Origin of the sequence: Pseudomonas sp. KBN12P06040, assembly GCF_037574965.1 — a bacterium.
GTDB lineage: Bacteria > Pseudomonadota > Gammaproteobacteria > Pseudomonadales > Pseudomonadaceae > Pseudomonas > Pseudomonas aeruginosa.
In genome coordinates this window covers 961,863-987,280 of the sequence record NZ_JBBELS010000001.1, presented here as the reverse complement: position 1 = coordinate 987,280, position 25,418 = coordinate 961,863, and the positions used below count along the sequence as shown (strand labels likewise).

Annotated in this window: 20 protein-coding genes; 8 read left to right on the top strand and 12 right to left on the bottom strand. The window is 67.0% G+C overall.

Annotated elements, in window-relative coordinates; all coding sequences use genetic code 11:
- Nucleotides 1-115: 115 nt before the first annotated feature.
- From feaR to VQ067_RS04575, 4 genes are all read right to left on the bottom strand, one after another.
- Nucleotides 116-1,066 (bottom strand): transcriptional regulator FeaR, encoded by a 951-nt coding sequence (feaR, locus tag VQ067_RS04590; RefSeq protein ID WP_023092429.1) that lies wholly within the window; start codon nt 1,064-1,066, stop codon nt 116-118.
- A gap of 160 nt (nt 1,067-1,226) precedes the next feature.
- A complete protein-coding gene (locus VQ067_RS04585; protein WP_023092428.1) occupies nt 1,227-1,805 on the bottom strand; it encodes a DUF3156 family protein in 579 nt (192 codons plus the stop codon).
- Nucleotides 1,780-3,270 (bottom strand): APC family permease, encoded by a 1,491-nt coding sequence (locus VQ067_RS04580; RefSeq protein ID WP_009877049.1) that lies wholly within the window; start codon nt 3,268-3,270, stop codon nt 1,780-1,782. The genes VQ067_RS04585 and VQ067_RS04580 overlap by 26 nt, the downstream gene beginning before the upstream one ends.
- A gap of 190 nt (nt 3,271-3,460) precedes the next feature.
- Nucleotides 3,461-4,948, bottom strand: coding sequence for an aldehyde dehydrogenase family protein (locus VQ067_RS04575; RefSeq protein ID WP_003159318.1), 1,488 nt, complete (start codon nt 4,946-4,948; stop codon nt 3,461-3,463).
- Nucleotides 4,949-5,176: 228 nt separating this feature from the next.
- On the opposite strand from VQ067_RS04575, the gene VQ067_RS04570 reads away from it, so the two are divergent.
- Nucleotides 5,177-5,845, top strand: a complete 669-nt coding sequence (locus VQ067_RS04570) for a helix-turn-helix transcriptional regulator (RefSeq protein WP_003132377.1) — start codon at nt 5,177-5,179, stop codon at nt 5,843-5,845.
- Here the strand turns inward: VQ067_RS04570 and VQ067_RS04565 are convergent.
- Complete coding sequence (locus tag VQ067_RS04565; RefSeq protein WP_003132375.1) at nt 5,842-6,678, bottom strand: class I SAM-dependent methyltransferase; 837 nt, start codon at nt 6,676-6,678, stop codon at nt 5,842-5,844. The genes VQ067_RS04570 and VQ067_RS04565 overlap by 4 nt on opposite strands.
- Before the next feature lie 106 nt (nt 6,679-6,784).
- Between VQ067_RS04565 and VQ067_RS04560 the strand changes: the two genes are divergently transcribed.
- From VQ067_RS04560 to VQ067_RS04545, 4 genes are all read left to right on the top strand, one after another.
- Nucleotides 6,785-7,159: a hypothetical protein gene (locus tag VQ067_RS04560; RefSeq protein ID WP_003093356.1), complete on the top strand. Its 375-nt coding sequence runs from the start codon at nt 6,785-6,787 to the stop codon at nt 7,157-7,159.
- Nucleotides 7,156-7,362 carry a helix-turn-helix transcriptional regulator gene (locus tag VQ067_RS04555; protein ID WP_003093358.1) on the top strand — a complete coding sequence of 69 codons (207 nt, stop codon included), beginning with the start codon at nt 7,156-7,158 and terminating at the stop codon, nt 7,360-7,362. The genes VQ067_RS04560 and VQ067_RS04555 overlap by 4 nt, the downstream gene beginning before the upstream one ends.
- A 210-nt stretch (nt 7,363-7,572) precedes the next feature.
- On the top strand, nt 7,573-10,548 hold the full coding sequence (locus tag VQ067_RS04550; protein WP_033990629.1) for a non-ribosomal peptide synthetase: 2,976 nt from the start codon (nt 7,573-7,575) through the stop codon (nt 10,546-10,548).
- Between the two features lie 89 nt (nt 10,549-10,637).
- Nucleotides 10,638-11,327: an SDR family oxidoreductase gene (locus VQ067_RS04545; RefSeq protein WP_033990631.1), complete on the top strand. Its 690-nt coding sequence runs from the start codon at nt 10,638-10,640 to the stop codon at nt 11,325-11,327.
- Between the two features lie 14 nt (nt 11,328-11,341).
- Here the strand turns inward: VQ067_RS04545 and VQ067_RS04540 are convergent, their stop codons facing one another.
- The 7 genes from VQ067_RS04540 to VQ067_RS04510 all read right to left on the bottom strand — a co-directional run bounded on the left by VQ067_RS04540 (nt 11,342) and on the right by VQ067_RS04510 (nt 21,959).
- On the bottom strand, nt 11,342-11,986 hold the full coding sequence (locus VQ067_RS04540) for a response regulator transcription factor (protein ID WP_003118222.1): 645 nt from the start codon (nt 11,984-11,986) through the stop codon (nt 11,342-11,344).
- A 644-nt stretch (nt 11,987-12,630) separates the two neighbouring features.
- Entirely contained in the window at nt 12,631-13,776 is a 1,146-nt protein-coding gene (locus VQ067_RS04535; protein ID WP_033990633.1) for a fimbrial protein, read from the bottom strand.
- A gap of 99 nt (nt 13,777-13,875) precedes the next feature.
- Complete coding sequence (locus VQ067_RS04530) at nt 13,876-16,932, bottom strand: two-partner secretion domain-containing protein (RefSeq protein ID WP_033953202.1); 3,057 nt, start codon at nt 16,930-16,932, stop codon at nt 13,876-13,878.
- Between the two features lie 87 nt (nt 16,933-17,019).
- Entirely contained in the window at nt 17,020-17,760 is a 741-nt protein-coding gene (locus VQ067_RS04525) for a fimbrial biogenesis chaperone (protein WP_003093371.1), read from the bottom strand.
- Nucleotides 17,757-20,291, bottom strand: coding sequence for a fimbrial biogenesis outer membrane usher protein CupB3 (gene cupB3 / locus VQ067_RS04520; RefSeq protein WP_033953204.1), 2,535 nt, complete (start codon nt 20,289-20,291; stop codon nt 17,757-17,759). Before cupB3 ends, VQ067_RS04525 begins: the two co-directional genes overlap by 4 nt.
- A 321-nt stretch (nt 20,292-20,612) precedes the next feature.
- A complete protein-coding gene (gene cupB2 / locus VQ067_RS04515; protein ID WP_003093375.1) occupies nt 20,613-21,359 on the bottom strand; it encodes a molecular chaperone CupB2 in 747 nt (248 codons plus the stop codon).
- Between the two features lie 30 nt (nt 21,360-21,389).
- Nucleotides 21,390-21,959 carry a fimbrial protein gene (locus VQ067_RS04510; protein WP_003132345.1) on the bottom strand — a complete coding sequence of 190 codons (570 nt, stop codon included), beginning with the start codon at nt 21,957-21,959 and terminating at the stop codon, nt 21,390-21,392.
- A gap of 470 nt (nt 21,960-22,429) precedes the next feature.
- On the opposite strand from VQ067_RS04510, the gene VQ067_RS04505 reads away from it, so the two are divergent.
- From VQ067_RS04505 to VQ067_RS04495, 3 genes are read left to right on the top strand one after another with little or no spacing between them, the layout of a single operon-like run.
- Entirely contained in the window at nt 22,430-23,254 is an 825-nt protein-coding gene (locus VQ067_RS04505; RefSeq protein WP_033990634.1) for a molybdenum cofactor biosynthesis F family protein, read from the top strand.
- Nucleotides 23,255-23,262: 8 nt separating this feature from the next.
- The gene (locus tag VQ067_RS04500) at nt 23,263-24,648 is read left to right on the top strand and encodes an aspartate aminotransferase family protein (RefSeq protein ID WP_023094514.1); all 1,386 of its coding nucleotides are present in this window, start codon (nt 23,263-23,265) and stop codon (nt 24,646-24,648) included.
- Nucleotides 24,645-25,406 carry an SDR family oxidoreductase gene (locus tag VQ067_RS04495; protein WP_003132331.1) on the top strand — a complete coding sequence of 254 codons (762 nt, stop codon included), beginning with the start codon at nt 24,645-24,647 and terminating at the stop codon, nt 25,404-25,406. Before VQ067_RS04500 ends, VQ067_RS04495 begins: the two co-directional genes overlap by 4 nt.
- Nucleotides 25,407-25,418 lie beyond the last annotated feature (12 nt).

Genomic DNA, 25,418 nt, shown 5'->3' with positions numbered 1-25,418 from the left:
CATGCAACCTGACACGCCGCATTCTTGCTGTGCCTCCGGTGAAGCGTCAAGCATTCACCGGGCCAGCTCCGCCAGCGGCGCGGATCGGCGGGACGAATGGCAGTGCGCGGCGGCGTCAGGCCGGTAGCGCGCCGGCCCGATAGTCCTTGGGCGAAACCTCGAACTGCTTCTTGAACGCCCGGCTGAAATGCGCCGAGTCGCTGAAACCCCACTTGAAGGCGATGGAGGTGATCGATTCGCCGCGCAGCCGGGGGTTGCCAAGGTCGGCGGCGCTGCGGCTGAGGCGCTGGCGGAGAATGTAGCGGCAGACGCTGTCGCCCTGCTCCTCGAACAACCGGTACAACTGGCGCACCGAGATGCGCAGGCGGCCGGCGAGCATGTCCGGACTCAGGCGCGGCTCCCGCAGGGATTGCTCGATCAGACGCTCCGCGTGCCGGCGCAGACTGTAGCCATAGAGCCCGGCCAGCGGTCCCTCCAATTCCTCGCCGGCGTGCTGTAACGCCGGCCCGAGCAGGGCGATCAGCGCCTCCTGCAACGCCCCGCCTTCGTCCGCCACCGCCCACGGTTGCAGTTCTCCGGCGCACACCTGCTGCACCAGCAGGCCGAGCAGGCGACCACTGGCGCAGTTCGGCGAGAGTTTGCCGAAGGCCCGCTGGCTGGGTGGCAGGTGCCGGCATACCTGGTCGCGGGAGAGATGGAACGAGGTGTGTTCGATGAGTCCGTGGGGAATGATCTCGCAGCCGCCCGCGGAGTCCATCAGCGCCATTTCCCCTGGCGCCAGCTCTATGCTGTCCCCACCCTGGCGCAGTTGCGCATGGCCGCTGCGCTGGACGACCAGGAAGCAGTGACGGTCGTCGTCATGATCGGCATGGGTGGCCTGGCGGGCGATGCGCCCGGCGTTGGTGCGGATCTGCGCCAGCTCCAGGCCGCCGAGGTCCTGCCGCGAGATATCGCCGATGAACAGCGTCCGGTTCAGCGCGGGCTGCGATTCGAAGCGCCCGCAGACCTGGCGCAACGCCTGGTTCCAGGCTTCGAAGCTGTTGTGTGCGGAAGACAGGGTATGCACCGGGCACCTCCTGACGGCAACGGCCATCGTTATTGTTGTATGGCGCGGCAATTACCAAGCCACGCAGCGCTGCCGAAATTATTAACATGTTATCGATATACCCACAAGCTGGCGCAAATAGACCGGCGGATACGCATCCGGGAGAGCCGGCAAGGGCCGTTCAGGCGGGAGAAAGCAGGCGCTGCAATTGGGCGAAGGCACCCAGCAGGGCCAGGCGCTGCTCGGCGACCAGGGGGATGTAGCGGCGATAGGCGGGGAAGCGGTTGACCACCTCGCACGCCCCCAGGTGTTCCAGGCTCACGGTCCAGCCCCTGTCGTCGCGGCAGAGGCGCAAACTCCGGAAGTCCAGCGGCATGAGTTGCTCCAGCAAGGCCCGGTCGCCCCCCTGCAAGGCCTCCCGCAACGGCTCGAGCCCGCTCCCGCTGCGCACCTTGCAAAGGATGCCGCGACGCCGCAAGCAACCGGCGTGACGCAGCTCCAGGCTGGCCGGCGGCCCCCCAGGCGCCGCCACGAACAGGCTGAACTCGGTGCTGACGATATGCATGAACAGGTGCGCCTGGACCCGCTCGCGAACCTCGAAGCTCAGCTCTTTCGTACGCAGCAACAGCCTGCCGTCCTGCGCCTCGCCGTCGCACGCAGCCAGGTTGCGCCGCACCAGGGCCAGGGTGGCTCCGGGGCGATAGGCGGCTGGCCGCCAGTCGCGCCAGTGGCGCTCATACCAGCGCGCCCAGGCGGACATGCGCCCTCTCCCGCTGCTGCTGGTCCTCTTCGGCGAACTCCTTCTCCAGCACCTCTTCCACCGCCAGCGGACGGAACGGATTCACCCGCTGTACGCACAGGGTCCAGAACAGGGCGTAGGCGGCCGCCAGGCCGAGCATCAGGGCGAACGGCAGGTAGATGTCGGCGGGGTTCATCCCCGGCGGCGTGATGTAGAACATCCCCAGCAGGATTCCGGCGCTGGAGAACAGCTGCGGCAACGGGAACAGCGGCGAGCGGTAGGCGCGCGGCAGGTCCGGGCGACGGATGCGCAGCAGCACCACGGAGAGGGTCACCAGCAGGTAGGCGGTGCCCCAGGCGCAGACCGCCGCCAGGACCAGGTGGATGATCCCTTCGCTGTCGCCGCCCAGCCACCAGGCGTGCAGGCAGGGAATCGCCGCTGCCACGGCGATGCACAGCAACGGTGTCTTGAAGCGCGGGTGCAGGTAGGTGAAGGCCTTCGGCAAGGCGCCATCCAGCGCCATCCCGTAGAGAATCCGCGGCAGGCCGGCCATCAGGGTGTTGATGGTGGCGGCCCCGGCGAACAGCAGGCCCACGCCCAGCCAGATGCGTCCGAACGGTCCCATCACCTGCTCGGCGAATCGCGGGATCGCCATCGGCGTCTCCAGCAGATGCAGGCCGCCGCCGAGGTCGAGGTTTTCCACCTGCCGGCGCATCGCCGCGCCATAGAGGAACATGCAGCAGGCCACCCCGACCAACCCCAGGGCCATCGCCCGCGGCAGGGTCCGCGAAGCGTGGCGCACCTCCGGAGCCAGCGGCGTGACGAATTCGCAACCGACGAACATGAACATCGCCATGCCCACCAGCGACAGCAGGGTCGGCAGGTCGTCGCCGACCATCGAGGCCCCGAACCAGCCCTGCAACTCCACCGCGGGCAGGCGCAGCAGACCGGCCACGGCGAAGATCATCAGGGTGCTCCACATGCCGAAGGTGAGGATCACTTCGGCGCGACCGAAGGCGGTGATCCCCAGCGCATTCAGCAGGCCGAAGCAGAGCACCATGCCGACGCCCACCAACCAGGCGCCGCCGCCCGGCTCGGTGAGGGTATTCAGCGACTCGAAGTTGACCAGCGCCATGGTGCCGCTGAGCATGGTTTCGGCGGTGCCGGCGAACACATGGACGATCAGGTAGGCCGACAGCGTGCCGGTGATCGCGAAGAAGCGCCCGAGGCCGCACGACAGGTAGTCGTAGACCGAGCCACGGGTCGGCAGCAGGCAGGCGGCCTCGGCGAAGGTGGTGGACTGCGCCAGCATCAGCAGCAGCGCCACCAGCATCGCCACGGCGAAGGTTCCGCCGCCCAGGCCGAAGCCGGTGGTGGCGGTGAGGATCACCGGGCTGGCCATGATCAACCCGACCGAACTGGCCAGGGCGGTGGGGAAACCAACCCGCCCGCGGAGCAGGTGCTGGGTGAGTCTGGAGTTGGACATCGACGTATCCTCGACGGCAGCGTTGCTGTTGTTGTTCTTGCGTCAGGCCCTGCCAGGGCGCGCCAGGCGCCCTGCGGGACGCGCCGGCGTCCCGTACGCTCCGCCGGCAGGCGAAGCGTGTCGAACAAAAGGCTGCCGCGGAGGGCAGCGAAAGAGCCGAACGAATCGGCTCACCCCGATTTCATCGATATCAGTAGGCGATGCACACCGACTTGTTCTCGGTGTACGCCTCGATCGCCGCATGGCCCATCTCGCGACCGATGCCGGACTGCTTGAAGCCGCCGAACGGCATCGACGGGTCGAGCAGGTTGTGGGCGTTCACCCATACCGTGCCGGCCTTGATCCTGGGCACCAGGTCCATGACCTGGCGCAGGTCGTTGGACCAGATGCTCGCACCGAGCCCGTAGATGCTGTCGTTGGCCAGACGCACCGCTTCGTCGAGATCGTCGAAGGGCGTCGCCACCAGCACCGGCCCGAAGATTTCCTCGCGCACCACCTGCATCCCCGGGGTAACGTCGGCAAGGATCGTCGGCTGCACGTAGAACCCCGTCTCGCCCTGGCGCGCCCCGCCGCAGACCACGCTGGCGCCCTCGGCCACCCCGCTTTCGATCATCCCCAGCACCCGCTCCTGCTGCCTGGCCGAGACCAGCGGGTTGATCTGCGTGGTCGGATCCAGGCCGGGGCCGATGCTCAGGTCGCCGGCGATGGCCGCCAGGCGCTCCAGCACCTGGTCGAAACGCTTGCGCTGCACATAGAGGCGCGAGCCAGCGGTGCAGACCTGCCCCTGGTTGAAGAAGATCGCGCCGGCGGAACCGGCGGCAGCCATGTCCAGGCTGGTGTCATCGAGGATGATCACCGGGGATTTGCCGCCGAGTTCGAGGGAAAAACGCGTCATGTTCTCCACCGCCGCATGCCCGATCAGCTTGCCCACCGGGGTCGAGCCGGTGAACGCCAGCTTGTCGATGCCCGGGTGCGCCGCCAGTGCCGCGCCGGCCTCGGCGCCCGTGCCGGTGACGATGTTCACCACCCCTGGTGGAATCCCCGCCTCCAGGCACAACTGGCCGAGGCGCAGGGCGGTCAGCGGGGTTTCGTCGGCCGGTTTGAGGACTACGGTGCAGCCGCAGGCCAGGGCCGGGACGATCTTCCAGATCGCCATCAGCAAGGGGAAATTCCACGGCACGATGGCTCCGACCACGCCCACCGGCTCCGGCACCGTGTAGGCCCGGTAGCGCGCGCCTGGGACCGCGGCGATCGACAGGTCGAGGCTGCGGCCCTCGATCTTGGTCGCCCAGCCGGCCATGTAGCGGATGAACTCGACCGAGGCGCCGACCTCCAGAGCCCGCGACAGGTTGATCGACTTGCCGTTGTTCAGGGTTTCCAACTGCGCCAGTTGCTCGCCATGCGCCTCGACCCGTTCCGCCAGTCGCAGCAGCAGGCGCTCGCGATCGGCCGGGCGCTGGCCTGCCCAGCTGCCTTCGAACGCGCGCCGCGCGGCAGCGACTGCCCGGTCGACGTCTTCGGCGCCGGCGCGGGCCACGCGCGCCAGCTCGGCGCCGGTCGCCGGGTCGTACAGCGGCATGTCGGCGCCGGAACGCGCCGGCCCGGACTCACCGTCGATCAGCAGGCCATGGGGACTGCGCAAGAAAGCGCTGACGGACGGGTCGATGGCAATACTCATGTGTGCTCCTCGGCTTGGCGACGGCGCTGCGTCATGCATGCGCCTACTACCCGGGAATACTCTGGACCCGCCGCTCCCCCGCTCGCTTGCTCCAGCCTGCCGGGTTTCTTGCCGCTGCCTGCCAAGCCAGGCAGAGAGAGACAAGACGGCACGCCGGGGCATGGACATTCTGCCCGGCAGGCGGGACAGTGGACGTCCCGCCGCCTCGTCCCACGGGAGTCCCGCGCCATGCCTTCGACCCTGTCGCCCGACCTCGGCCCGCGCTGCATGCAGGCCTTCACCCAGGTGGTACCGGCCAGCCTGTGCGTGTTCTATCGCATCGACGAGGACTGCCGCGCACACGATTTCCAGCTCCTGCGGATGCCGGCCGGCATGCACCGCGACTACCTGCGCCACTACCGCGACTACGATCCGCTGCAGCCGCGCCACTGCCTGGCCAGCGTTTCGCCGGTGGTGCCGCTGCGCCAGGGCATCGCCCGCCAGCCCGCGGAGGACAGCGCGCTGTACCAGGGCTTCCTGCGACGCCACGGGATCTGCGACGTGGTCGAGGTGCTGGCGCATGCGCATCAGCGTCCGGTGGCGGCCCTGTCGTTGCTGCGCGACGCCCGCCTAGGGGCCTTCTCCGACCAGGAGCTGCGACAGTTGCGCGCCCTGCATGGCCTGATGGAGCTGGCGGCGCAGGCATGCGCCACGCCAACGGCCAGCGCCGAGCGCCTGCAAGGCCTGACACCGAGGGAACGGGAGATCGCCCTGCTGCTGCGCGACGGCGTCAGCAACAAATGCCTGGCTCAGTGCCTCGGACTCGGCCTGCCGACGGTGAAGACCCACCTGCTCAACCTGTTCCGCAAGACCGGCGCGCGCAGCCGCACCGAGCTGGTGAAGCGACTCTTCCTCTAGCCGCGCGCGGCCTGGGGGCTGCGCGCCTCCAGCCAGAAGAGGAACTGCCGCACCGCCAGCGGCTTGCCGCTCTCGTGCAGGCCGCGCAGGCGCTCGCGGTGGCGCCTGAAGGAAAAACCGGGAAATACCCAGGGCAGGTTCAACAGGTACCAGGCCAGGGCGCCGACATCGGCGAAGTGCAACACCTCCCAACCTTCGCCGCCTGCCACCGGCGGCAACTCCGCGGCCTCCAGCTGGGCCCGGGCGAAACCCAGGTTCCAATGCGGCGCCTCCGGCGTCGGCGCCGGTTCGCCGAGCAACGCGTAGAACTCGCGGTTGAAGTCGCCGGCCACCTGCTGGGTGAGGAAACAGCCGCCGGGCGCCAGCACCCGCCGGACCTCCGATGGCAGATAGGACTCGTGGCGGTTGCCGACCAGGTCGAAGGTGCCATCGGCGAACGGCAACGCCCCGCCGCCATCGCCCTCCCGGCCCTGGCGATGGTTGTCCGGCGCGCCCTCCACCTCGACCACGCGGATGCCCAGGGGCTCCAGGCGACCCCGGGCAATCTCCAGGTTGGGCGCCCAGCCCTCGGTAGCCACGGTGAGCGGCGGACGATACGGCAGCCGGCTCAACCATTCGCCGCCGCCGGTGCCCATGTCCAGCAGGCTGGCGGCGGCCCGGCAGCGCTCCAGCATGCGCCCCGGGAAATCCCATGGCGGCGGTTCCAGGCGGATGCGTCCGCCATAGTCGTATTCCCAGCCGCGCATCGGTGTGCGGCCGGCTTCCACCAGCAGCGCGTCGAATTCGTCGCCCGTCGCCATTTCGCCGTTCTCCCAGAGACCGCCCGCTACCATCCCCGAGTCTCCTCGCCAAGGCAAGCCCATGGAGAATGTAAAGCTTGCTTGACAAAGAAGAGCATTCCGGCCAATGTAAAGCCCCCTTTACATGGACGGTTCAACCATGACCCACAAACGTTTCTTCCTCGAACTGCTTCTCGCGCTGGTCGGCTATGCCGCTGCCGTTCTGATCAGCGGCCAGTTGCTGGCAGGCACGGAACCGGGCGCCGGCCGGGTCTTCCTCGCCCTGCTGCCGGTGCCACCGATGGTCGCCCTGGCGCTGGTGGTGATCCGTTACCTGCGGCGCCTCGACGAAATGGCCCGGCGCATCCATCTCGAAGCCCTCGCCCTGGCCTTCGTCGGCACCGCCCTGCTCACCTTCGCCTACGGTTTCCTCGAAACCACCGGCTTTCCGAAACTCTCGATGTTCTTCGTCTGGCCCCTGATGGGCGCGTTCTGGGCCATCGGCTGCGTCCTGGGACTGAGGCGCTACGCATGAGGAACCGGGTTCGCGAGTTGCGCGCGGAGCGCGGCTGGTCACAGGCGGAGCTGGCCGGAAAGCTGGAGGTATCGCGGCAGACGGTGAACGCCATCGAAACCGGCCGCTACGACCCAAGCCTGCCCTTGGCCTTCAAGCTCGCCCGGGTGTTCGGACTGGCGATAGAAGCGATCTTCGACGACCGGGAAGGCCAGCTGGACTGAGTCCGGTCCCGCTGCCGAAAATGTCCGGGGCGCCCCCTGGCGACCCCGGCGGCGAGCCCCCCTTACCCTGTACCAAATGGCAGTTGCCGCATTTCCCCTCGGGGCTAGCCTTGGACCAGGCCTATCGCCAGCCTTCCCCCTGGTCCCCGCTCGATACGCTGAAAAACCACGGATAACGTCTTTTCAACCGGCAAGACAGGAGTCTCAGCCATGTCGAAAGATTCTGTTCTTGGCTTATTCAGGCAACACGCAGATACCCATCCCGAACGCCCCGCCCTCGTCGATCGCGAGCGCTCGTTCAGCTACCGCGAACTCGACCGACTCAGCGACCGGCTGGCCGCCCACCTGGCCAGGCGCGGCGTCGCCCGGGGCGAGCGGCTGCCCCTGCTGGCCGAACGCTCGGCCGAACTGGTCATCGCCATCCTGGCGGCCGCCAAGTGCGCAGCGGCCTACGTACCGGTGGACCGTCGGCAACCCGACAGGCGCAAGCAGGAAATCCTCCGCCAGTGCCAGGCCCCCGTGGCCCTCGCCACCCAGGCCGAGGACCTGCCGGGGCAACCGGTGGAGGTCATCGCACAGGCGCTCGCGACGAGTGCGGCGGGTGCCGCGCCGAGACCGGCGCTCGACGGCAGCGAAGCGCTGTATGTGATCTTCACCTCGGGCACCACCGGCGAACCCAAGGGCGTGGTGATCGAGAGCCGCTCCCTGAGCAACCTCGTGGACTGGCACAACCGGCGCTTCGAGATGGACCAACGGAGCCGCACCACCCTGATGGCCGGCGTCGGCTTCGACGTTTGCCAATGGGAAATCTGGTCCACCCTGTGCGCAGGCGCCTGCCTCCACCTGGTGCCCGACGAGGTGCGCCCGGACCCGGCGGCGCTGCTGGCATTCTTCGCCGAGCAGCGGATCAGCCATGCCTTCGCGCCTACCGTGATGGTCCCTGCGCTGGTGGAGCAACCCGCTCCGCCGTCGCTGGCGCTGCGCTACCTGTTCTGCGCCGGGGAAAAACTGCCGCCGGTCGCAACCGGCGGGCTGCCCTATACCGTGGTGGATTACTACGGCCCGACCGAAGCCACGGTCTTCGCCACCTGCCGCATCGTCGACGCCGAAGCTCATCGGCGGCCCGCCTCGATCGGCACGCCCATCGACGGTTGCGAGGCATTCATTCTCGACGCCGACGACCGGCCTTGCCATGGCGACCGGCCCGGCGAGCTGAACCTGGCGGGCGTCTGCCTGGCGCGCGAATACCTGCGCGACCCGGACATGACCGCCAGGCGCTTCCACTACTCGCAGGCACTGCGGCGCCGGCTCTATCGCACCGGCGACAAGGCCCGCTGGCTGGCCGACGGCAGCCTGCAGTTCCTCGGTCGGCTGGACGACCAGGTGAAGATCCGCGGCCACCGCGTCGAACTCGGCGACGTCGAAGCCGCGCTGCTGCGCCAGCCGGCGATCCATGGCGCGGTGGTGCTGGCGCATGCCGACCCACGCTGCGGTAGCCAGCAATTGAGCGCCTTCGTGGTCCCCCGCCAGCGGGGCGGCGATGCCAGGGCCGTGCTCGCCGCCATCAAGACCGCCCTGCGCCAGGAACTGCCCGACTACATGCTGCCCAGCCGCTATCTGTCGCTGGACAGCCTGCCGACCACGGTCAACGGCAAGATCGACCGCCAAGCCCTGCGTCGACGCCTGGAGGAACAATGCCAGGAACGACTCGACGAGCAACGCTTCGGCACTCCCGGCGAACTGCAAGTGGCTCTGGCCTGGCAGGAAGTGCTGGGGCATACCGACTTCGGCCTGGACGACAGCTTCTTCGAGGTCGGCGGCCATTCCCTGCTGGCCGCCGCCCTGGTGCGCGAACTGAGCCGACGCTTCGGCAACCGTGCCTACATCCACGACATCTACCGCACCCCGAGCGTGCGCCAACTGGCGGCCAGCCTGGCGCGGCGCGCCGGCGAAGCGCCGCCGGCGCTGGACAGCGAACCGGCCCAGGAGCTGCAACGGGACGTGCGCCTGCCCGCCGACGTGGATTTCAGCCGGCCCATGGACACCGCCCAATTGCTCGCGCCACGGCACATCCTGCTCACCGGCGCCAGCGGGCTGATGGGCGCCCACCTGCTCGCCGAGCTGCTGGCCAGCCGCGAGGCCGACCTGCATTGTCCGGTCCGTGCGCAAAACGACGCCCACGCCCTCGAACGCCTGCGCCAGGCCGCCCGGCAGCACCGCATCGAACTCGCCGAGTCGGACTGGCGACGGGTCAGGGCCTACGCCGCCGACCTCGCAGAACCAGGTTTCGGACTACCGGCGGAAACCTACCGCGAGCTGGCCGGCAGCGTCGACCAGGTCTTCCATTCCGCCAGCGCGGTGAACTTCATCCAGCCATACAGCTACATGAAGCGCGACAACGTCGAGGGGCTCGGCCAGGTCCTGCGCTTCTGCGCCAGCGGCCGCTGCAAGCCGCTGATGCTGCTGTCGAGCATCTCGGTGTACAGCTGGGGCCACCTGCATACCGGCAAGCGCCTGATGCGCGAGGACGACGACATCGACCAGAACCTGCCGGCGGTGGTCACCGACATGGGCTACGTGCGCAGCAAATGGGTGATGGAAAAGATCGCCGACCTCGCCGCCGAACGCGGCCTGCCGCTGATGACCTTCCGCCTCGGCTACGCCACCTGCCACAGCCGTACCGGCGCCCATGCCGACTACCAGTGGTGGAGCCGGCTGGCGCGGACCTGCCTGGAGTACCGGGCCGTGCCGCTCCTGCGCGAGCTGCGCGAGGGCCTGACCACGGTGGACTACATGGTAGAGGCGATCAGCGTCATCGCCCGCCAGCCTTCGGCGCTGGGCAAGAAATTCAACCTGGTGCCGAGCATTCCGCGCTGCCTGACCCTGGACGAGTTCTTCGACCGTCTCGGGCGACGCGCCGGGCGTCCCCTCCGGCAGATGCCGTTCGACGACTGGGTAAGTCTCTGGGAAGACAATCGCGACGCCCCGCTCTATCCCCTGCTGAGTATGTTCCGCGACAACATGTACGCCGGCCGCAGCACCGTCGAGTTGTACCAGGATACCTATCTCTGGGACTGCACCAACGTCGAGGAACACCTGCGCGGGAGCGCCGTGCGCGAGCCGGAGTTCGACGACCGCCTGCTCGACCTGTACCTCGCCGGCCTGGGCGGCAGCGCCATGCGGTAAGGTCGAGGCCGCCGCGGCCGGTCGCCGCGGCGGTTACCGCAGCGGGACGCGCTTGGGTATCCTGTCCGCTTTATCGCCCGGAGAACCTCATGCACAACGTTCTGATCGTCGGCGCCTCGCGCGGCATCGGCCTGGGACTGGCGGATGCCTTCCTGCAACGCGGCGCACAGGTATTCGCCGTCGCCCGGCGACCGCAAGGCTCTCCCGGGCTACAGGCACTGGCGGAGCGGGCCGGGGAGCGCTTGCAAGCGGTGACCGGCGACCTCAACCAACGCGATTGCGCCGAACGCATTGGCGAGATGCTGGGCGAGCGGCGGATCGATCGCCTGATCGTCAACGCCGGCATCTACGGCCCGCAGCAACAGGATGTGGCGGAAATCGACGCCGAGCAGACCGCCCAGCTATTCCTGACCAACGCCATCGCGCCGCTGCGCCTGGCCAGGGCACTGTCCGGGCGGGTTAGCCGGGGTGGCGTGGTGGCGTTCATGAGTTCGCAGATGGCCAGCCTGGCGCTGGGCCTGTCGGCCACGATGCCGCTCTACGGCGCCAGCAAGGCGGCGCTGAACAGCCTGGTACGCAGCTGGGAGGGCGAGTTCGAGGAGTTGCCGTTCAGCCTGTTGCTCCTGCATCCCGGCTGGGTGCGTACCGAAATGGGCGGCGACAGCGCGCCGCTGAGCGTCGAGGAAAGCGCCGCCGGACTGGTCGCGGCGGTGGAGGATGCCGCGGGCGTGAATGCCTGTCGCTTCGTCGATTATCGGAACCAGCCGCTGCCCTGGTGAAGCGGGCCGATCCGTCAGGGCATCCGGCAATAGCCCTCGGCCGCATACCTGATGAGGTCGGCATCGCGCTTGATGCCGAGCTTCTTCATGGCACTGACCTTCTGCGTACTGATGGTCTGCACGCTGCGATGCGAGCGCTCGGCGATTTCGGTGATGGTCAGTCCGGAGCCGAACAGACGGACGATTTCCGCCTCCCGGGGCGTCAGCCGTTCGTTGTGCGAGGAAAGCACCTGGTTGACGAAGATGTCCCTGATCGACGGCGAGAAATACTGGTTTCGCGAATAGGCCGCGCTCACCGCCGCCAGCAGGTGACTGGTCGAGTCGGACTTGCTGAGGATGCAATTGATACCCTGCTTGAGAATGGCCCGGATAAGGCCCGGATTGTTCAGCATGGTAAAGACAACCAATTGCAGATGCGGATAACGTCGCCGCAGCAATGACAACAATGCCAGTCCATCGCCATATTTCCCGCCCGGCATCGTATAGTCGACGATAACGACATCGCAGTCGCCTTCGTTGAGCCGACCGATCAGCTCGGTAGAATTGGAAACTTGACCGAGCATCTCCAAAGAACCGCACTGACTCAGTTCGTAGGAAATACCCAGCGAAATGGCGGGATGATCATCCGCAACCATTACGCGAATGCGATGTAGGGACATCCTTGCGTCTCCTTAAGCGGTACACGGCAGGCGAAAGCGTTACCAGGAAACCTGTGGTCTCGGTCATGCCTGCCGCAGGCAGGCGGCCGCCGCTCGGCCGGCAAGGAGGAAAGCGCGGTCCGGAATCCGCCGACGCCACTGCCCCGGTTCAAAGTGAACATGTGTATTTTCTAGTGAAACCGACGATATTTAATATAGTAAAACTACTATTTTTTCGCCTCGTAAACTAACAACAAAGACACTTGAAACAGCCCCCAAAAAACGTCTACGTAGACACTTATGAAAAACGATGAAATACGAAACGGACAAGCCAGAGCAGCAAAAAGTTTGAAAAAAGAGTTCCGCGACAAGCTGAAACTATCGCCTGGAAAATAGCGTTCGTTTATTTGCGCGAAATCCTACCGAGGAAACTTGCATATCCCTCAGAAAGCCTTCGCCCATACGCAATATCGGTATTCCGCGTGCGGGAATGGCATGTGCGCACGAGACCCAGGACGAGCAGCGGAGCGATATGCAGAGCGCCTTCGGCGATCTGCAACCACTGGAGGTGAGGGGCCGAGCCTTCGCGAGGGCTGGCGCGAAAGCGGCCGACGGCGCTTCCCGAGGCGGGGCGGGAAACGCCGGGGAAAGAGCGGCGGCGCCGCTCAGGGGAAGGTAAACGTGAACTCGGCGGCGCCGTCGGCGACCCCGGCCTTCAATTCGCCCTCCGCGCCGATACGGATGTAGGCGGCACTCAGCGGGAGGTCGGCGCTGTCGCCGACACGCCGCATCGGGTAGGGCGTGCCGTCGAAACGTATCCGCTGCTGGTCCAGGCCGTTCTTCACGACGATGCCGAACCCCGCCGCGCCGCCGCTCTTCAAGCTGAGGATCGTCGGGTCCGCTTGCTGCGCCGAGACATACTTGTCGCGGAAAGCGATTTCCGGCTTGGCCAGCGCCGCACACTCGCTGAGAGAGATATCGAAGGAGCGCTCCGTGGAGGTGTCGTTGACCCGCGGGAAGTTCTTCAACGCGACGCTACCCAGTTTGACGTTGATTTCCCGTCCCACCTCGACCTTGCATTTCTTCGCTATCGGCGGTGGCGGGGGACCGCCGCCGATAGCGATGGAGGCCGGGCCGATCAGCGAATAGGGCTTTCGGCAAACCCCGGTGGGGTAGTTGTCCGCAGGCACCGCCAGGACGCTGCCGATGGACGCTTCGCCCTTCAGCCTGTCCACCGCCCAGAGATTCAGGGTGGCGCTGCCGGATACGCTGGTTACCTTCAGGTCGCCGGCAGGCAACTCGCCGGGGTCGACCGTCAGGACCAGTTCCTGTAGGTAGTCGCTGGTCGTGCTTCCGGAAAAGCTCGTGACTCGCTTGTCCAGCGCATGGGGCTGGTTGTCGACCGGAATCACCCGCTTGACGCCGTCCTGGGCATCCACCGAGATCCGATAGCCGATGCCTTTGACGTCGGACGCCACCGTGCCGTAGGGCCCCGGATAGCCCACCCCGGACCAGTTCCCCCCGAGGACCAGCTCATGCGCCTCCTGGGAAGCCTGGGGCTTGTAGCTCAGGAACAGGCTCACCGGCCTGGCGAACAGCACCGTGCCTTTCGCCGTGCCGCTGGTCAGCTCGTTCACCACACGCCAGGGCAAGCCTTTGCCATTGCCGAACGAGCAGTTCAGGGCGACCTCGTTCAGGGCCCAGGCCTGGCCGCTGGTCAGGCAGCAGAGGCCGAGAACGAGCGCCTGCCGAGCCTGCGCGCCAAGCCGGCGGCGCAGGGAAACGCGGCCGGGAAATAACCTCATGCTCATGGAACTCTCCAAGATTGCGCCTGCGGAAGAGGGCCACACTCCAGGCGAGAGCGGCCCCGGCCGGGAAGGGAGGTCCGCCAGGGACCTCCCCTGCCGGCCTTACCAGATGTTGCCGTAGTCGATACCGGCAGGCGGCAGGAGCGCCGCCTCGCCGATCACGTAGTTGCCGCCCAGGACCCCATGGTTCTCGCCGACCTGCGCACCGTAGATCTGGCCGTAATGGGACTGAGGCTTGAAGTCGATCTTGCCGCTGACGCCGGAGTACTCGATCGATCCCAGGTTGACGCCGGCCAGCCCGCCCATGGAGACGTAGTAGTCGCCACTGACGGTGCCTTCCGACATGGACGAAACGATGCGTCCCTGGATCTGGTTCTCGCCGACCAGGCCGCCGATGCGGCTGCGCCCGCCGCTGTTGACGGTACTGCTGCTGCGCGCCGACAGGATCGAACCGGCGTTGCTGCCGACCAGGCCGCCAACCGACGCACTCGCAGCGGCGCTGACCCTGCCGCTGGTATCCACGTTGACCAGTTCGCCGCCGTTGTGGCCGACGAGCCCGCCCACCAGGCTGTTGAAGCCGCCGCTCACGTCGCCGCGCGAGATCGCATGGGCGACGGAACCGCCGAGGTTGTGTCCAATCAGCCCGCCGACGCGACTGTTGCTGCCGCCGCTGACCTTGCCCGTCGCCTCGGCGGTCTCGATGGCACCCTGGCTGTTGTTGCCGACCAGCCCGCCCAGATCCGCGCCCCCCTGGTCCATGACGCTGCCGCTGGCTTTCAGGTTTCCGAGCATGCCGTTGCCTTCTGCCTTGCCGATCAACCCTCCGGTCGCCAGGCCGCCCTTGCTGTACACCGACCCGCTCGCCTGCGAGCGGAATATCTCGCCGCCGGAACTCAGGCCGACCAGCCCGCCGGTATACCCCGCGCCGCCGGCCTCCACCTGGCCGCTGGCGCTACTATCGGAGACGTGGCCGAACATGTTGTAGCCGACCAGGCCGCCGACGTTCAGGCCGGGCCGGTAGGTCTCGACCTTCCCCTGGCTGCCGGACGCCCTGATCGTGGCCTTCGCATTCAGTCCGACCAGGCCGCCGACGCCGCCCAGGCTGTTGCGCTCGGTGGACTGTGCAGCCACATGGACGTTGCTGTGGGCGTTCTCGATGACCGCCTCCGGCCCCCAGGCGGTGGTGAAGTTCTCCCCCACCAGACCGCCGACCGCCGTGCTCGCCGCATAAGCGGTGACGCCGCCGCTGACGGATGCGTTCGTGATCTGCCCGTTGATATTGCGCCCGACCAGGCCGCCCAGTGCGTTGGAGCGCAGTCGGCTGCCGACGACCGAGACCCCGCTGGCGCTGACGTTGGCGATACGCCCGCTGTTGATCCCGACCAGGGCGCCGAGCGAAGACGGACCGGAGCCGTAGGTGTTATCGGATACCCGCAGGTTGTTCAGTTTCAGGTTGCTCAGGGTGCCCGAGGAGCGGGCGAACAGCCCGACATTCGGCCCGGTGTTGCTGATCGAGAGATTGCCGATGCTGTTGCCGAGACCGTCCAGGGTGCCGCTGAAGACGCCGGCGGGCCCGCCGATGGACTGCAGTGCCGTGCAGTAATAGCTGCCGCCCAGGATATTGCCGCCGAGCACGTACAGGCCGTCCAGGTTCTTGTTGATCGCCTGCAACTGCGCCAGGTTCTGCACCACCGTGTAGTAATAGCCGCCGGAGACGTAGGTCGCGTTGGCCCCGGCCAGGGAGACCGACGCCGTGCCGTTCACCCGGTGGCCTTCGCCGGCATCCATGGCCAGCGCGCTGCCAGCCCCGCCGAGAACGATCTTGTCATTGATATCGATAGCGCCTTCGGCCTTCAGCTCCAGCCCAGCCTTGGCGCCACTGGCATTCAGCCTGCCATTCAGCGTCAGGTCGGCCGCGGAGCCCAGCCCCAGCCGGTTGCCCGATGCCCAGCTCACCGAGCCGTCGAGGTCCAGGTCGCCCTTGGTCGAAACCAGTTCGATATTGGTGCTCGCCAGGTTCCGCGACAGGGTGTCGGCATGAACGGTGACGCCATCCGACACCGCCGATGGGCGCACGTCGATCTTGTCGGCGGCAATCTTCCAGGTGCCGTTGAGGCCATTGCTGGCGAGCGTGTTCACCTGGGTGCCCAGGGCCACCTCCACCGCCTGCCCCCGGACCTCGACCGTGCCGCCGTGCCCCGGTCCGTTCAGCGCATTGGCGGACAAGGCGCCTCCCACCATGACCTTGCCGTCCGGGCCGCCATCGAGCACGATCCGCCCGTTCTTGCCGCGCAGCGAACGGGCCTCGATGGCACCCTGGGAGTTCACCACCGTGTTGAGCAGCGCATTGGCGGTCCTGGCCGCCATCAGGACTCGCCCCCCGTCGGCCTTGAGCAGGCCGCCGTTGCTTGCCAGCGCATTGGCGACCCCGGCGTCGACGCGGATGTCGAGCAGCTTGTTGCCGTCGAAATTCAGCGTCAGGTCGCTGCCCGCGCCGAGCCCGACACCGCCCATCTGCGCCAGGACCGTCCCGCGGTTGTCGACCTGCGCGCCCAGCAGGGCGATGCTGCCGCCTTCCGCCGCGGTGATGGCGCCTCCCTGGTTGAGGACACCGTTGGTAGAGGGACCCGTGAAACGGTATCTGGAGGAGTTGCCGTTGAACTCGGCATCCGTGATGTCCAGCGTGGAAGCCACCAGGCCGCCGACATTGACCTGGGCGCCGCGACCGAAGAGCACGCCGTTGGGGTTGACCAGGAAGACCTGGCCGTTGGCATCGATCCGGCCCTGGATATCGCTGGCCTTGGTACCGATCACCCGATTCAGGGCAATCGAGCTACTGCTCGGCTGGTTGAAGATCACCCGCTCGCCGGCGGCAACGCTGAAGGAGTCCCAGTTGGCGATCAGCTTGTCGACCTTCTGGTTGACCGACAGGCTGTTGCCGCCCGACAGGTGTATCTCCCCGTTCGCGCTCCCGCCGACCACCGTTCCCCCGCTTGGCAGCGCATAGGCCGGAGCCAGGGCCGTGGCGCCCAGCAGGGCCAGGGCGGAGGCGATCGCCGCCTTGGCGCCGGCGGGCTTGCCGCGCCTGCGACTGCCTTCGCTGACGACGTTCCAGCAGCCCTGGGATACGTTCCAGACCAGTGCATAGCATTTGTTCATGTGCTTCCTTCCTCCAGTGAAACCCCGCGACCTATTCGCAGGGCCGTGCTACGGCAGGAGCCCAACTCCCCGGGCCCTGCCGAACTCCTACGGGTATCTCTCTGCCGGCGCGTCGCCGCGCTCGATCTGGCCGTCATCCCCCACCGCATCGAAATGGACCCGCACCGCCTCGCCGGGCACGGCCGGCAGACTCAACGGGGTAACGGCGAAAGGTGGCAAGGTGACGCTGCCGAGGGACATGGCGAGGTCGCCCTCGCCCAGCTCCAGGCGCACCAGGGAAACGTGATAGGGACTGCGGTTGTCCGCCTCCAGCAGCGCCCGCTGCCCCGGCCGTACCGCCGGACGCAGGCGCCAGACGACCTGGCGCGCGGCGGCTCGCGGATCGCCGGCCAGACCCTGCGGACGGAACAGGAGCTTCATCCGCAGGCGGTAGCTCACCAGCAGCAGGTTGCCGCTGCCGTCCTCCCGCCCCGGCACCTCCAGCAGGTTGACCCAGAACAGCGATTCCCGGTCGTCCGGCAGCGGCTCGCCGGTATGGCGAAGCTGGAGCGCCTGGGTCTCCTGCGGGTCCATACGCAACAGCGGCGGCGACAGGATGAACGGCACCGTGACAGCGCTCGGGTCCGCCGTCTCGTCGCCGCGATCGAGCCAGGCCTGGACCAGGGCCGGGCGCGTCCCGACGTTACCGACGCGAATCGTCAGCGCGGAAACGCCCGCCGGATAGATGAAACGGGTCCCGATCACGGACAGCGAGGCGGAGGCATCGGCCACCAGCGCCACCAGCAGGACCCAGGCCGTGCCGCATCGTCCCAGGCCGACGCCGGTCACAGCGTGCGCTCCCGGTCGGCGGCCGACGCCGGGCGACATGCCAGTTGCAGGACGGGAGGCGTCGTCTCGCGCGGGCCCAGCGCATAGTCGACCAGGCACTGCTGCTGCGGCTCGTTGCCCCAGCGCACCCGAACCGAGCCGCGATCCTGCTCGACCCGCAGCACCAGGCGGCTGCCCTGGCCGACGGCGCCCACCGGCTGCCCGCTGTGGGCATCGAGCACTTCCGCGGCGAACGGCAGGGGCTCGCCGCTGGGCATCCGGCTATCCACCAGCAAGGGCCTCGCTACCCGCGTCGGATAGTCGAGGCGCACCACCGCTCCGGCGGTGGGCGCCACGTTGCGCGAACTGGACCTCAGCTCGATCTCGTCGGCCATGCCGTTGGGGTCGAGGTCGACACTGTTCAACTGGTAGGGCAGCAGGTTGGGAATCACCGCATAGCCGTGGCGGTCGACCCGGCTTCCCGAGTAGCCGGCAGCCGCGCCCCTGGCGTTTGGCGCGTGGACCAGGCCGATCGTCTCGCCCAGGGTTTGTGCCGCGGTGATCCCGCCGCTGTGCGCGACCAGGCCGCCGGCGGCCTTGAGCGACAACTGCCGATAGCCCGGCCCCTGCGAGAGGCTGGAGCCGAGTTCGACCTGCGGCAGTCGATAGTCGAGGCTGGCGCTCTTCGAGGTCTGCCGGCTGTCGCGGTCATGGGAGGCCGACAGCGAGTAGGAGGCCTCGCCACGCTTGCCCAGCATGCCGGAAACCCCGCTGGTGAGCTGGGTTCCGCTGTTGCTGTCGCGGGTCAGGTAGCTGCTCAGGGTCGGCGACCCGCGTCCCGCGCCGCCGAGCGGAATGGACAGGTTCAGGCTGAACAGCGTGCTGGTCTCGCCGCGCCTGTCACCGCTGGAAAAGCCTTCGTAGTGGCTGCGCAGGCGTTGCGCGGAAATGGAGTAGCTGACGTCGCGCCACTGGTTGCTGTAGCCGACCGAGAAGTTGACCGCCCGCCCGCCGCCGCTCCAGTAGCGCTGCGAGGAGCCGTTCAGGTACAGGTTGCCGCCGTTGCCCAGTTGCTGGCTGATGTTGGCGTCGAGACGGTTGCGCAAGCGCGAGAACGACTCCAGCGGCTCGCCTCGCTCTACCCGGTCCTGCATGAAGGCCGCGTCGCGCAGGCCGAGATAGCCACCGGTGGAGTAACGATAGGCGAGCAGCGAAAAGTTGGTGCCGGTGTTCGGCAGGTTCTTGCTGTAGGCGAGACGGTAGCTGGAGCCGCTAAGGCGGTCGTCGCCGGGAACCTCGGTACGCGCCAGCGTCACGTCACCGGAGAATCCGCCCACCGGCGTGTTCAGCGCCGCGCCCATCAATCCGGACATGTAGCTGCCGGTGAAGGCCCCGCCCGCGTATGCGGTGACGTCGTTGCCCAGGCCGCGCTGGTAGACGCCCTGCAGCATGTTCGGCCGACGCTCCAGGCTGGGATCGTTGAGCCGCCCGGCCGTCAGGCTGTAGCGCGTGGTCCCGGGGCGCAGCAGTTGCACGGTGGTGGCGAACGGCACGATGAAACTGCGGACTTCCCCGCTGGCTTCGGTCACCCGCACTTCCAGGTCCCCGCCATAGCTGGCGGTCTGCAGTTCGTCGAGAGCGAACGCCCCGGGTGCCACCGTGGTTTCGTAGATGAGGTAGCCGCGCTGGTAGACCGATACCCGCGCATTGGTACTGGCGGTCCCACGGACCACCGGAGCGTAGTAGCGCAGCGAATCCGGCAGCATCCGGTCATCGCTGGAAAGCTGCACGCCACGGAAGGACACCGCATCGAAGAACTCGCTGCTGGTGGAGTTTTCTCCCAGCAACAACTGCGCACGCCAGGCCGGCAGGTCGGTCTGCACATAGGTGGCGCTGCGCTGGTAGTGGCTGCCCATGCGGCGCGACCAGGTGGCCGTGCCGTTGTGGCGCAGGCGCGCCCGCCCGAAATTGAAGCCGGCGTTCATCCCGGCATAGCCGCTGGTGGCGCTCCTGCCGTGGTTTTCCCTGACGTGGAGATTGCTGTTGTAGTTGAGCAAGGCGGCGGAAATGCCGCTGTCCCAGCTCGCCGGATCGACATAGGTCTTCGACGAATCCAGGCTCAGGTAATAGCTGGGCACCGAGACATAGACCGACTGCTCGGCGATATCGAGCTTGACCCGGGCCCCCGGCACATAGCGCTCGAGCGGGTCGCAGTGCAAACCTTCGGGCAGAGGATCGCGAGCCGAGGAACGATCCTGGCCACGCGCGCTCTTCTCCAGGTCGATGCCCGCCCGCTCCAGCAGGCCCCGGTCGTAGCAGAAGACCGCGCTTTCCCGCCCCGGCTGGCGGCGCAGCTCGACTTCCTCGACACCGCGCCATCGGCTGTTGAGCAGCAGGTCGAGGCGATAGCGGCCTGGCTCGATGACGTCGCCGCGCTCGAAACGCGACGTATCGATCGAGCGTCCGCCCGGCCCCAGGGCCAGCATCTGCGCGTCGAAGACGATCCGCCGCGACGGTGCGTCCAACCCGCCGGCCGGTGACGCAACGGCCACCGCGGGCGCCTGCGGCTGTTTCGCCGGTGCTCCCGCCCTGGCCTCCTTCGCTTTCGCCCCGGCTACGCCGGCGGCGCCGACGGAGGACCAGGACTGGCAGGAGGACAGCGAAGGAAACAGTGCCAGCAGACAGGCGAATCGCAGGGAACGAACGGCGATCCCTCCCTGTATCGCCATTCGCAACAGGGCGACCTGCCCACCGTAAGCGGGAGCGGACAAGCACCTATGAAGAGAAACTTTGGGCATATGTAATCCCTGCAGCGATTTTAAAATCGCCACTCATATGTCGGGCCGTAAGTAAAAAGCGGGGAAACGGAGGGGTTATTTGCCGAGTGCCCTATCGAGGGTATTGCGGCCACCGTAATCGTTGATGACTTCGTATCTGACGGAAGCGGCTTCCATGTTCTTCGGATTTCCCTGCCAGTCGAACTCCTTCGTCGAGAATGGCGCGACCATTCCCTTTCCCACGGACATGACACGGCCATCGACAATCAATTCGACGCTGGCGAACGAAACGTAGTAAGGCGTCGGATTATTTACCTGTACTACGGTCTTTTTTCCTGCTCCCCCTGACTCCAGAAACTTCCATTGAAGTTTCCCGGCAGCCGAATCGACACTCTTCAACTGGCTGGGTCGAAAGAAGAGCTTGAAGCGCGAACGAAAGGAAAACTGCAATGCATTGTTTTCGTCTTCGTCCCTGGGCGGAACTTCCAGGATATTCAGCCAGAACAGCGATTCGCGATCCGTCGGCAACGGGGCCTTCAGGTAGGCGATGCGCAATACGGCGCCGCCATTGGGGTCCACTCGCGTCACGGCCGGCGTGACGCTGAAGGGGACCTGCAGTTCCTCGGGGGGAACGTCCTGCCGGCCATCGTCGATCCAGGCTTGCGCCAGCACGGGAGTGCCGGAGGTATTGCTGACCCGCAAGGTGACCTCGCGCTCGCTGGCCGGAAAGACGACGCGAGTGCCCTGTGCGATCAGCCCGGCATGAGCCGTTCCGGCGCACAGGGCGATGGCCACGGCGCTTGCCGCCACGAAAGAATGAAAACGATGCATTAGCGGCGCCATGGCCTCACCTCTTCGTCCGTCGACCGCCGCTTACTCGTACGCCAGGAGGTAGCGGATATGGGACAGGCCGGTACCCGCGATCACGGTCTTCTCGGTGGACACATAGGAGGCCTTGTACTTCAGGGTGGCCGTGTTCTTGTCGATGGTTGCCTTCTGCGGGGCGGCCTCGACCAAGCCCAGCGGGATCTTCGTGGTGTTGGCCGCCGAATTGTTGAAGATCTGGATCTGCACGCCCTTGGCTTTCGACGGCCCCATCAGCATCAGGTTGCCGCTGATGCGGTCGACGTTGGTGACCGGGTCGAAGGCGATGGAAACCTTCTTGTCATTGGTGCAGCCGGCACCGGAGAGGACCAGGTCGAACTCCTGGAAAGTGGAGTTGGTTCCGACGGCGGTGAAATGGGTCGGCGCCACGATACCCAGGTCGACGTTGGTGACGTTGCCCGCACCCGGCGCCTGGCCGTTGATATCGCACGCGACGTCGGTGATGTTGCCCGAGAAGTTGACGATCCCATCGACCGCATGGGCCGCGGGGGACATCAGCGCGAGAAGGGTGCCCGACGCAACGAGGGGCGCAAGAATTGCACGTTTGAACTTGTTCATCTGATTTCCTTTGGAGTTGTGGAACATCCTGGCTGCTCCCTGGAGAGCCGATGCAGTACGAACCGGCCAAGGTAGCCAAGCCTTTGCGCGCAACCGGGACGGCCGCCTAGAGCGCCTCCGACCATTATGCGACAGCCGAAGATTGCGCCCTGATAAACGCAGACCCAAATACTAGAAAGAAAGACAGGATTTAAAAATAATAATCATACGAAAACATATGTAGTCCATTTCCGATAACAGCCAATAGGTACATAAGAATACATTCAGAAAATACTTATAGAAGAACAGGAACCCATTAACTAAAAAACCAAAAAAGAAGAAACGAAAACCCATCTAATACTTCATCTTCGATAACTTTCCCTTCGCCGCTCCGTGCTATTTCCGTGGCATATCGACCTATCAACCATCCGGTCGATATCGGGATACTCGAAGACAGGCCAGCATGGGTTTCCCACGACGAGGAGAACCCTATGTCCGCCCACTCGCATTCCGGATGGATCACCGTCGGCGCCCTAGCCGACGGCTTCGCTCCGAACAACCACGTCCTTCCCGCCTGCGGCGATCTCGCCGGGCTCGAACGGGTCCTGCACTTCGCCAACGGCTGGGTCATCGAACATGCCTTCGACTCGCAGCGCCTGCGCTGGCGCCTGGCCGACGGCAGTGCCAGCGGCGAGTCGGACTACCGCGCCAGTTCACTGCGGGAGAACCTTTACCTGGTGGATTTCCTCAAGCAGGAAAACGGCCGGCCGGTCTCGGTCAGCCTGGTGCTGGACTTCGACAACCAGGCGTTCACCGCGGTGCTCGGCCATCTGCCCGACCGCACGGCCTGCGAACAGGGTCTGTTCTCCCGGGCCCTGGCCGGCCGGGAACTGACCGGCGTCGAGGCCGAGTTCCTGCATGGCAGCCTCGACCGCCCGTGGCAGCCCGGCGCCTGCCCGCACGTCCCCAGCGACGAGTTGGTCGGCCTGCGCAACCGCTACGTCTACAGCGCCAGCGAGGCCTACGAACACGTCTACCTCAATCCCGACTTCTACACCTGGCAATGCCTGCGCGGCGCCGAGCGAGGGCTGGCCGATACCGACCGCTGCCACTGCTACCGACTGGCCGAACGCCTGTACCTGTTCGTCTGGCGCGAGAAGATCGTGCCGACTCTCGGCGTGCTGCTGATCGACCTGGAAGCCGGGCGCACCGACGGCAAGATCTTCGGCTACCAGGACGACGACTTCGCCACCCCGGTTAACTTCCCGGTCGGCGCCCTGGCCCAGGTGCTCAACCAGACCCGCCACGACCTGTGAGGACGCCCATGGATACCACCTTCGGCCTCGACCTGGCCCGCGTCGAAGCGCTGTTCAAGCACGAGCTGCGACGCTTCGATGAACTGCATCCGCGCTCCGCCCAGGCCTACCGGGAAAACCGCCGCCACTGGCTGTACGGCGCACCGTTGCACTGGATGCAACAGTGGCCGGGCAACTGCCCGCTGCTGGTGAAGGAGGCCCAGGGCGCGCGCGTCACCGACATCGACGGCCAGCAGTACGTCGACTTCGCCCTCGGCGATAGCGGCGCCATGTTCGGCCACGCCCAACCGGCGGTGGCCGACGCCATCGCCCGCCAGGCGCGGCGCGGCTCGACCCTGATGCTGCCGACCGAGGACAGCCTGTGGGTCGGCGCCGAACTGGCGCGGCGCTTCGGCCTGCCCTATTGGCAGGTGACCACCTCGGCCACCGACGCCAACCGTTTCGTCCTGCGCCTGTGCCGGATGCTCAGCGGACGCGACAAGGTGGTGGTGTTCAACTGCAACTACCACGGCAGCGTCGACGAATCGCAGGTGGAATTCGACGCCGCCGGGCGCATGGTTCCGCGCGCGGGCGTTCACCCCAATGGCGTACGCCACGCCACCACCACCCGCCTGGTGGAATTCAACGACCTCGACGCGCTGGAGGCCGCCCTCGCCCATGGCGACGTCGCCGCGGTGCTCACCGAACCCTTCATGACCAACGTCGGCATGGTCCCGCCGGCCGAAGGCTTCCACGCCGGCCTGCGCGAACTGACCCGCCGCCACGACGTGGCGCTGATCATCGACGAGACCCACACCATCTCCTGCGGTCCCGCCGGCTATAGCGGCACGCATGGCCTCGAGCCGGACTTCTTCGTCCTCGGCAAATGCATCGCCGGCGGCATTCCCAGCGCCGTCTGGGGATGCAGCCAGGCGCAGGCGGAGCGGATCTGGGCGGTACTGCCGCACTTCCGACCGGGGCAGGCGATCAACCATTTCGGCTTTGGCGGCACCCTGGCCGGCAACGCGCTGCAACTGGCGGCGATGCGCGCGACCTTCGCCGAAGTGATGACGGAGGACGCCTATCGGCACATGTTCCAGCTCGCCGCGCAGCTCGAGGCAGGCGTCCGCGCGACGCTCGAGGAACTGCGCCTGCCCTGGCACGTGACGCGCATCGGCGCGCGCGTCGAGTACCTGTTCATGACCCACGCCCCACGCAACGGCGGCGAGGCCCACCACGCACGCAACGGCCTGGTCGAGGCCTGCCTGCATCTCTACCTGCTCAACCGCGGCGTGCTCTTGACGCCATTCCACAACATGGCGCTGACCTGCCCGGCGACCCGCGCGGAGGACGTCGAACTGCACAACCGCCTGCTCCGCGATTGCCTGGGCGAACTGTTGGAGCGCCCATCGTGAGGCGCTTGGAGAACCGCGTCGCGCTGGTCACCGGCGCCGGCCAGGGCATCGGCCGGGCCATCGCCGAATGCTTCGCCGCCGAAGGCGCCAGGGTGCTGCTGGCGACGCGTACCGCCAGCCGCGGCCAGGCCGTCCTGGAGGCGATCCGCCTGGGCGGAGGCACGGCCGAACTGCTGGCCGTCGACCTGAGCGAGCACGACGCCGCGAGACGAGCGGTGAGCGCGACCCTGGAGCGCTTCGGCCAGTTGGACATCCTCCTGCACAACGCCGCTGCCTTTCCCCAGTGCGCCCTCGCGGAACTGGACGAAGGCACCCTGGAACGGACCCTGGCGGTGAACCTGAAAAGCTGCTTCCGGCTGACCCAGGCCGCCCTTCCCGCCCTGCGCCGCAGCGTGGCCGGGCGCGTCCTGGTGACCTCCTCGGTGACCGGCCCGCGCACGGCGATCCCTGGGCTCTCGCACTATGCGGCGAGCAAGGCCGGGGTCAACGGTTTCATCCGCGCCGCCGCGCTGGAGCTGGCCGGCGACGGCATCACCGTCAACGGCGTCGAGCCTGGCCTGGTCGCGACTCCGGCGCTGGGCAGCCTCGGCGACGCCGCCGCGCTGGCCGCGCACATCCCCCTCGGGCGTGTCGGCCAGCCGCTGGACATCGCCCAAGCCATGCTCTTCCTCGCATCCGACGAGGCGAGCTACATCACCGGGCAGACCCTGGTTGTGGATGGCGGCGCGTTGCTGCCGGAGAACGGCGGGCTGGCCTGAAGCCGCTGGCGT

What these genes read in the sequence shown, in the direction of transcription:
- VQ067_RS04560 (WP_003093356.1), top strand. Translation starts at nt 6,785, where the DNA reads ATGACCCACAAACGTTTCTTCCTCGAACTGCTTCTCGCGCTGGTCGGC.
- VQ067_RS04540 (WP_003118222.1), bottom strand. Translation starts at nt 11,986, where the DNA reads ATGTCCCTACATCGCATTCGCGTAATGGTTGCGGATGATCATCCCGCC.
- VQ067_RS04510 (WP_003132345.1), bottom strand. Translation starts at nt 21,959, where the DNA reads ATGAACAAGTTCAAACGTGCAATTCTTGCGCCCCTCGTTGCGTCGGGC.
- VQ067_RS04535 (WP_033990633.1), bottom strand. Translation starts at nt 13,776, where the DNA reads ATGAGCATGAGGTTATTTCCCGGCCGCGTTTCCCTGCGCCGCCGGCTT.
- VQ067_RS04575 (WP_003159318.1), bottom strand. Translation starts at nt 4,948, where the DNA reads ATGAGTATTGCCATCGACCCGTCCGTCAGCGCTTTCTTGCGCAGTCCC.
- VQ067_RS04565 (WP_003132375.1), bottom strand. Translation starts at nt 6,678, where the DNA reads ATGGTAGCGGGCGGTCTCTGGGAGAACGGCGAAATGGCGACGGGCGAC.
- VQ067_RS04570 (WP_003132377.1), top strand. Translation starts at nt 5,177, where the DNA reads ATGCCTTCGACCCTGTCGCCCGACCTCGGCCCGCGCTGCATGCAGGCC.
- cupB2 (WP_003093375.1), bottom strand. Translation starts at nt 21,359, where the DNA reads ATGGCGCCGCTAATGCATCGTTTTCATTCTTTCGTGGCGGCAAGCGCC.
- VQ067_RS04505 (WP_033990634.1), top strand. Translation starts at nt 22,430, where the DNA reads ATGTCCGCCCACTCGCATTCCGGATGGATCACCGTCGGCGCCCTAGCC.
- VQ067_RS04555 (WP_003093358.1), top strand. Translation starts at nt 7,156, where the DNA reads ATGAGGAACCGGGTTCGCGAGTTGCGCGCGGAGCGCGGCTGGTCACAG.
- VQ067_RS04500 (WP_023094514.1), top strand. Translation starts at nt 23,263, where the DNA reads ATGGATACCACCTTCGGCCTCGACCTGGCCCGCGTCGAAGCGCTGTTC.
- VQ067_RS04580 (WP_009877049.1), bottom strand. Translation starts at nt 3,270, where the DNA reads ATGTCCAACTCCAGACTCACCCAGCACCTGCTCCGCGGGCGGGTTGGT.
- VQ067_RS04545 (WP_033990631.1), top strand. Translation starts at nt 10,638, where the DNA reads ATGCACAACGTTCTGATCGTCGGCGCCTCGCGCGGCATCGGCCTGGGA.
- VQ067_RS04585 (WP_023092428.1), bottom strand. Translation starts at nt 1,805, where the DNA reads ATGTCCGCCTGGGCGCGCTGGTATGAGCGCCACTGGCGCGACTGGCGG.
- VQ067_RS04530 (WP_033953202.1), bottom strand. Translation starts at nt 16,932, where the DNA reads ATGAACAAATGCTATGCACTGGTCTGGAACGTATCCCAGGGCTGCTGG.
- VQ067_RS04550 (WP_033990629.1), top strand. Translation starts at nt 7,573, where the DNA reads ATGTCGAAAGATTCTGTTCTTGGCTTATTCAGGCAACACGCAGATACC.